The organism is Pseudalkalibacillus sp. R45, from assembly GCF_052246725.1.
GTDB lineage: Bacteria > Bacillota > Bacilli > Bacillales > Fictibacillaceae > Pseudalkalibacillus.
Window position 1 is genome coordinate 62,351 of the sequence record NZ_JBQQCL010000019.1, and the last position, 6,974, is coordinate 69,324.

At 40.8% G+C, this 6,974-nt stretch carries 10 protein-coding genes; 7 read left to right on the forward strand and 3 right to left on the reverse strand.

The genetic code is table 11. From position 1 onward, the window contains the following. Window positions 1–19: 19 nt before the first annotated feature. The 4 genes from ACTWQL_RS21130 (at window position 20) to ACTWQL_RS21145 (ending at window position 3,655) form a co-directional block, all read left to right on the forward strand. Window positions 20–691, forward strand: a complete 672-nt coding sequence (locus tag ACTWQL_RS21130; RefSeq protein ID WP_443144383.1) for a response regulator transcription factor — start codon at window positions 20–22, stop codon at window positions 689–691. Next, complete coding sequence (locus ACTWQL_RS21135; protein WP_443144384.1) at window positions 688–2,040, forward strand: sensor histidine kinase; 1,353 nt, start codon at window positions 688–690, stop codon at window positions 2,038–2,040. The genes ACTWQL_RS21130 and ACTWQL_RS21135 overlap by 4 nt, the downstream gene beginning before the upstream one ends. A 303-nt stretch (window positions 2,041–2,343) precedes the next feature. After that, window positions 2,344–3,312, forward strand: a complete 969-nt coding sequence (gene yhaM, locus ACTWQL_RS21140) for a 3'-5' exoribonuclease YhaM (RefSeq protein WP_443144385.1) — start codon at window positions 2,344–2,346, stop codon at window positions 3,310–3,312. A 70-nt stretch (window positions 3,313–3,382) separates the two neighbouring features. Continuing rightward, window positions 3,383–3,655, forward strand: a complete 273-nt coding sequence (locus ACTWQL_RS21145) for a sporulation YhaL family protein (protein ID WP_443144386.1) — start codon at window positions 3,383–3,385, stop codon at window positions 3,653–3,655. Window positions 3,656–4,042: 387 nt separating this feature from the next. On the opposite strand, the gene ACTWQL_RS21150 is transcribed toward ACTWQL_RS21145, so the two are convergent. Beyond that, on the reverse strand, window positions 4,043–4,951 hold the full coding sequence (locus ACTWQL_RS21150) for a peptidylprolyl isomerase (protein ID WP_443144387.1): 909 nt from the start codon (window positions 4,949–4,951) through the stop codon (window positions 4,043–4,045). A 215-nt stretch (window positions 4,952–5,166) separates the two neighbouring features. On the opposite strand from ACTWQL_RS21150, the gene ACTWQL_RS21155 reads away from it, so the two are divergent. Beyond that, window positions 5,167–5,253 (forward strand): YjcZ family sporulation protein, encoded by an 87-nt coding sequence (locus ACTWQL_RS21155; protein ID WP_443144392.1) that lies wholly within the window; start codon window positions 5,167–5,169, stop codon window positions 5,251–5,253. 95 nt (window positions 5,254–5,348) lie between these two features. Further along, window positions 5,349–5,438 (forward strand): YjcZ family sporulation protein, encoded by a 90-nt coding sequence (locus ACTWQL_RS21160; RefSeq protein WP_221568841.1) that lies wholly within the window; start codon window positions 5,349–5,351, stop codon window positions 5,436–5,438. Window positions 5,439–5,686: 248 nt separating this feature from the next. Here the strand turns inward: ACTWQL_RS21160 and ACTWQL_RS21165 are convergent, their stop codons facing one another. Beyond that, window positions 5,687–5,872, reverse strand: coding sequence for a hypothetical protein (locus ACTWQL_RS21165; RefSeq protein WP_260412613.1), 186 nt, complete (start codon window positions 5,870–5,872; stop codon window positions 5,687–5,689). 113 nt (window positions 5,873–5,985) lie between these two features. Here ACTWQL_RS21165 and ACTWQL_RS21170 point away from each other — a divergent pair, with 113 nt between their 5' ends. Next, on the forward strand, window positions 5,986–6,573 hold the full coding sequence (locus ACTWQL_RS21170; RefSeq protein ID WP_443144388.1) for a YpmS family protein: 588 nt from the start codon (window positions 5,986–5,988) through the stop codon (window positions 6,571–6,573). A gap of 130 nt (window positions 6,574–6,703) precedes the next feature. Here the strand turns inward: ACTWQL_RS21170 and ACTWQL_RS21175 are convergent, their stop codons facing one another. Next, window positions 6,704–6,907, reverse strand: a complete 204-nt coding sequence (locus tag ACTWQL_RS21175; protein ID WP_443144389.1) for a hypothetical protein — start codon at window positions 6,905–6,907, stop codon at window positions 6,704–6,706. Window positions 6,908–6,974: the final 67 nt, after the last annotated feature.

Genomic DNA, 6,974 nt, shown 5'->3' on the forward strand with positions numbered 1-6,974 from the left:
TCCCAGGAGTTGAGAAAATATGGAAGGCTACATGATTTATCTAGTAGAAGATGAACAGGATTTATCAGCTGTACTGAAAGCGTATATGGAAAAAGAGGGATGGAAGGTAAAGGTCTTTCATGACGGGACGAGTGCTTTGGAATACATTGAGAAGCCTCCGCACCTATGGGTTTTGGATATCATGCTTCCCGGTGTGGATGGGTATGAGCTTTTGAAACAAATAAAGGAACGTACGGATGTTCCGGTCATCTTCACATCTGCTAGAGACCAGGATCTCGATCGAGTGCTTGGTCTTGAATTGGGAAGCGACGATTATATTACAAAGCCGTTCTTACCGAAAGAGCTGATCATCCGGGCTAAAAAGCTCATGCAGCGAATTTATGAAGGTCCAGGAGGAAAGTATCAAAATAGGTGGGTCAATGAATATTGCATTCATCCGCTTGATCGTAAAATCACTTATCGAACTGAAGAGGTGGACCTGACTACGAAAGAATTCGAGGTCGTCCTCTATCTGACGGAACATCTAAATGAAACAAAATCGCGGCTGGATATCCTTGAAGGTGTATGGGGGAAGGATTACGTCGGGTCGGAGCGTGCTGTGGATGATGTAGTCCGACGTATCCGCAAGAAGATGCCACGCCTAAATCTTGAAACACTATACGGCGGTGGTTATAGGATTGAGACATCGTGAAAAAGCTTAGCATAGCACAGCGAATCTGGCTTTCCTTTTTCCTGTTGGTTTTCGTCGTCGGATTATGTGTCGTCGTCATTTATCCGTTATCCATGCGTGAGGCACTTACAGAAGAATCATACCGGATCATAAAAGAACAACAAGATCTCATTCTAGAAGGCCCGACTGGACCAGAGCAGGAACTCCCGGATACGAACCTCAATTTCGTTGAACGTCGGGAGGCAGCAAGGTCAGTTGGTCACCTTCTCCTTGGCAATCAATCCTTTGTTATCAAAGGGGATTCCGTTCCTGAAACGGTATTGCGGCATATTTGGGAAAAAGCGATATTGCTTGAAGAGGATGAAGGTGATTTTCAGCTTTCCTACAGGGATGCGACACTCTTTTATGTCATCAGGCCGATTGAAGTGAACGGAAATGAGGCTTTCATGGTATCGTATATGTGGGATACATATCGTGATCAGCTCGTACAGCGTTTGTGGGAAAGACTGATCTGGATCTTTGTCATCGGGATTGTCATCAGTATCATTCCAGCGATTTGGCTATCCAATTATTTAAGGAAGCCATTAAAGGCTCTTGGTGCACGGTTTGAGCAGATCGGTAATCGAAACTGGCGCGAACCGTTCGAGCTGAAAGGAGACCATGATTTCCAACAGCTTTCGGAACAGTTTGAACGGATGAGACAAAACTTGATACGAAACGATCAGTCACAAAAGCGGTTCATTCAGCACGCCTCCCATGAATTAAAGACACCGATCATGACGATCCAGAGCTATGCACAATCCGTCAAGGACGGTGTTTTTCCAGAGAAAGACCTTGAAGAAATGATGGATGTGATCATTAACCAAACTGGCCGGATGGAAGAACGCGTAAAAGATATGATTTATTTTTCAAAGCTTGATACATTGCAAGACAACGAGCCACGAAATGAAACGATCCGATTCGGTTCATTGATTCAAGAAGTCCTTGATCGATTTTTGTACCAGCGGGAAGAAATTGTGATAAACGTAAGTGGTGAAGATATCGATTTCAAAGGCGATCGAAGCCAATGGGAAGTCGTTTTCGAAAATATCATCCAGAATGCTTTACGTTATGCGGAATCTTATATCGATATCTCCTGTGAAAGGGAAAATGGTCAAACGGCAATGAGGGTGCACAATGATGGTGAGACTATCCCTGAAGAAAAGTTGGACCGCCTTTTTGAACCTTTCGAAAAAAGCCATAAAGGACAATTCGGGCTCGGTCTGGCTATTGTCAAACGTATCGTTGAACTTCATAATGGAACTGTAGAGGTCCAAAATGAAGAAAATGGTGTTTCAATTGTAATTATCATAGAGCGGACCGAGAGTTAATAATAGGATGCTTTATGGAAGAGGTAAAGAAAAGTTACAAAGCGCTGGTTCTCCCATTCATCATGGTTGGTATTGGTCACTTTACCCCGATTCGCATTCAACTATGTAACGTTACGCTACTGGCCACCCAGTGCTTGCAGGATTTTATCAATATACATATTCCGTATTCGCCATGAAAGTATGGACGGGGCTGTCCTAAAAGTAAAGTATCAGACACCATTCTTATTATGTTGTTAAGTTCGGAAAGACTCAGACGCTTTTTGGACAGCCCATACCCAGCTGAAAAAAGAGGAGGTAAGAGGGATGAAAAGAGGAATCCAACAATACCAGGTAGGAGATATTTTTGAAGATTATTTGCTGATCAAATCTGCAGCTAAAGGGACAACAAGTACTGGAAAACCATTTCTGACCCTTATTTTGCAGGATCATACAGGGGATATTGAGGCAAAGCTGTGGGATTCGAGTCCTGGAGACGAGCAGCAATTTGTACCCGAATCCATCGTAAAAGTGATGGGGGATATCACCAGCTATCGCGGTAAAGCACAGCTTAAAGTGAAGCAGATCAGATTGACTACGACTCAGGATGGAGTTAGCGTCCATGACTTTGTTGAGACAGCACCGCTTCCACAGGATGAAATGACCGAAGTGATCACACAAGCTATTTTTGAAATGAAAAATCCGAACATCCAGCGGATCACCCGCCACCTTGTGAAGAAACATCAGAAGGCGTTTCTCGAGTTCCCAGCTGCAACGAAGAACCACCATGAATTCGTTTCAGGACTAGCCTTTCATGTGGTGTCGATGCTCAAGCTTGCCAAATCAATCGCTCAGCTGTATCCATCGTTAGACACGGACTTGTTATATGCAGGTGTCATCCTGCATGACCTTGGCAAAACAAAGGAGTTATCTGGACCGGTTGCACCGAGTTATACCCTTGAAGGCAATCTGTTAGGACATATTACGATGATGGTTGAAGAAATTGGTGAAGCCGCACGCGAACTAGAAATAGATGGAGAAGAAGTATTGATTCTCCAGCATATGGTATTAAGTCACCATTCGAAAGCAGAGTGGGGGAGTCCTAAGCCTCCATTGGTACGAGAAGCTGAAGTTCTCCATTATATCGATAATATCGATGCGAAAATGAATATGATGGACCGTGCTTTAAGCAAAGTGAACCCAGGTGAGTTCACTGAACGTGTTTTTGCGCTTGATAACCGTTCATTCTATAAACCTTTGACAGAGCAAAAAAAGTCTGTCCCCACCAATCTTTAAATAGGCATAAACAACCGTTTTCCTACATATCTTTGTTATAACAAAGCTTGTCTACAAAGGAGGAAAGTCGATGCGTCGCCTATACGTTGTCGCTACGGTTGTTTTATTTTTTGCATTGTTACAATTCACAGGTGTATACAGCAATCTTAAACCGGTTCTTACAAGTGTTCCCTGGTGGATGTACTTCGTATTAGCAGGAATAGGGTACTCCGGCTATAGAGCATGGTTTCATACAGTTGAGGATAGGAAACTGGATCGAGTCCATATCGAAGAGGAAGGCAAAATCTACATGGAACGGATTGAAGAAGAAAAGCAACGGCGAAACCAAGCATCTGGGGAATAAAGCATGGAGGTTGTCTCGAATATAGCGAGGCAGCCTTTTTTGTTGTGAAGTAAGTATAAAATACTTTCTTCAGTATCAGCGCAACTAAGGCTTACCCTGCCCTAAGGGTTGACTTTTCCAAGTTTTCTTTATTGTGAGGAAAGGAACGGTGGGAAGCGAATTTCAGATTAGGATTCATGAAGCTTCTACTGTCATTTTGAATTGTTCTGGGTAGGTTTAGAGACGGATGGCACAAGTTTTAACTTTAAAAGGAGGTGTTCCAAACTTCCTAATCCGAAAAAAACTACTTTAAGTCTAAAAAATCATGAATATGTCTAAAAACGCAGTGTATAAGTCTAAAAGCACCACAATAACAAAAAGGACTGACAGTCGTCAGCCCTTCATAAATCATTGTTGTTGTTGTTCTTCTGCTTGATCTTTCTTGAATAGATCTTTATATTCCTTATCTTTCACGTCGATTTTAGCATCTTTTATAGCTTTATCGATCGGGTTGGCTTCTGGGTCCTTTTGTGCTTTTTCTTGAGCTTTCTGTTGAAGCAATGTTTTCTTGATTTGATACTCTGCTTCTTCAAATGATTGCGTTTTTTGGTCTAATACTTCAATGATGTGGAATCCATATTGAGATTTGACTGGATCTGAAATTTTTCCTTTTTCAAGTGAAAACGCTACTTTATCGAACTCAGGAACCATTTGGCCGCGTGGGAATGATCCTAACTCTCCACCTTTGTCTTTCGAACCAGGATCAGTAGAATATTCCTTTGCAAGTGCAGCAAAGTCTCCACCTTCGTCAAGTTTCTTTTTTACTTCTTTAGCTGTCTTTTCCTCTTTTACCAAGATGTGACGCGCTTCAACTTCTTTAACTTTGAATTCTTCTTCATACTTCTTCTTCATTTCTTCTTCAGAAACTTTGATACCTTCAGTCTGAGCTTTGAAGAATACGAGGTTACGTTTTACAACGTCCCGAAGCTCGTCCTCTCCTTCAATACCGCTTTGTTTAAGCGCATTTTCAAAGCCTTCTTCTCCGCCAAATTGACTTTTGAGGTAATCGATCTCTTTATCGAGTTCTTTATCACTAACTTCATATTTTTCAGAAAGAACTTTATATTGTACGAGTTCTTGTAGAATTTGTTCTGATTGAGGCTGCTTCTTCATTTCATTATAGAAATCTTGTTGTGTGACATCTCCGGCACTGGTTTCAACAATTACTTTACTATCACCGGAATCGCCATTATTACTGCATGCAGCGGTACCAAAAATCATCGTTGCTGCAGCAACCGTCAGGACCCACTTTTTCATCGACATACACTCCTATGATGTAGAAATTTTTTCACATCTCCTACTATAGCATATCCACCTGTTAAAAATACACACTTCACACCAAATATGAGAAAAAATACACATTTATTGGAATTGCTTGTGCATCCGCCCGTTTTTAAAAATAAGGGCATTGGTCTAATCAAGATTGACATTGGACTTATACACTATAAGTGTACACCAAAGGAGGGATTGCAATGGGTTACGGACATGGAGGCGGCTTTGCCTTGATCGTAGTACTGTTCCTTTTGTTGATCATTATTGGAGCATGCTATATTTGCTAAAAATTTAAGAAATTTCCGAGCGAAAGGATAGCAGCCTATGCTTTGGCTTACCTCAATGCATAGGATAACATAACACCGGAATAGGGGGTGACATCATGGGTGGATACGGGTATGGAAAAGGATTTGCGTTAATCGTTGTATTGTTCATCCTATTGATTATCGTAGGCGCAGCTTGGATTTGCTAATACGTATTTCTGAATGAGGAAGAGGCTGACCATCGCTGTCAGCCTCTTTTTTACAAAGTTTGTTGCTCCCGTAACGTGAATTAACAAACAAAGTCCAGCCTAAAGAACGCTTTTGATTTTTCTCAAGTTTTCATTCGTACTGTTCAAAATGCCTATGAACGTTCGAACTCTCTAAACAAAGGGACAGTTTTATGTTTGTACATATACCTGTCTGGGTAATAATGAAATATTATGGAGCATAAATTGCGTCAATGCACAAAAATTACTTCAATGTACGAGCTTACTAACAGGATCGTGATCATGATGTTGATCCACCGGAATACATTCACCTGTTTTTCTGCAGGAATATTCTTTTGAATACATAAGCGATTCGTAAGTGTATTAAACAAGAAAAGAATGATACATGCGAATGCTATATAATAAATTGCGATCATGGTCATAGGTTGAACCTCCGAAACTAAGAGATTGTATTACTAACATACCAAAATATTAAAAGAATGAACAGTAACAACTATTATAGATTATGAGGGGACGGGAGGAGAACACTTTGAAATTCAGATGGAAATATGCTTTTTTCATTTTACTTACAATCATGATCATCGTTCCAATCATCGTCGGAACGTTAGTATTCATGGGGGATAAACAAGAAGAGAAGTCCATGCACGATGTCCCAAAACAGGGGGAACCGATATTCGATATCGATTCGTCAAAGGATCAATTGAATTTTTTGATCAAAGAACAACTGGCACAATTGAAATCCGGCAGAAATCCGAAGTTCGATTATAATGTTGAACTTAAAGAAAATGTCCAGGTGAAAGGGTACTTCACATTTTTTTCGAATGAAGTCCAATTTACAATGGATTTCGAACCTCAGGTATTAGATAATGGAAATCTTCTGTTAAAAGAAGAATCGATCAAGCTCGGGGAACTGAAACTGCCTGGGTCGAAAATTTTGGAGTTTATCAAAGGAAGTACCGATTTGCCACCATGGGTTGAGATTAATGATAAAGAAGAAACAATTCTTTTGAAGCTGAACCAGATAAAATTAAAGGATCAACTGTTCTTGAAGGCCGAATCATTTGATCTTGAAAAAGATAACATCCGTTTCAAGGTATACTATATTACAGAAGAGTGAGTTTCAGTATGAAAAGGTTTCGGTTTCAATGACTAAGCAGAGCCGCACAGTAAAGCCATTAAAAAAGACTGACCATGTAACATCATTAACATCGATGTTCAGGGTCAGTCTTTTAGTTTTATATTTGGATTTATTTATTAGGCTCTTTTCTAAAAGATTGTTGCTTTTGAGTCATTTTTAAAAAATCACCTTGTGCAAGTTGATTGGAGAGCAAGGTGCGAGACTCCTCGAAAATGAAAATCACATTTTCTTCGTGCGATGTAACGCTGCCGATGCTTTCCTTGTCCTGCGGGATCAGCGTGCCTACTACCTGAATAATCTCCTCGCAAGGCATGCGACGAGGAAGCTCGCTTCGACAGGACTTTCTTGTAGACGCAGGAGCACAAATGCTTCCTTGAAAA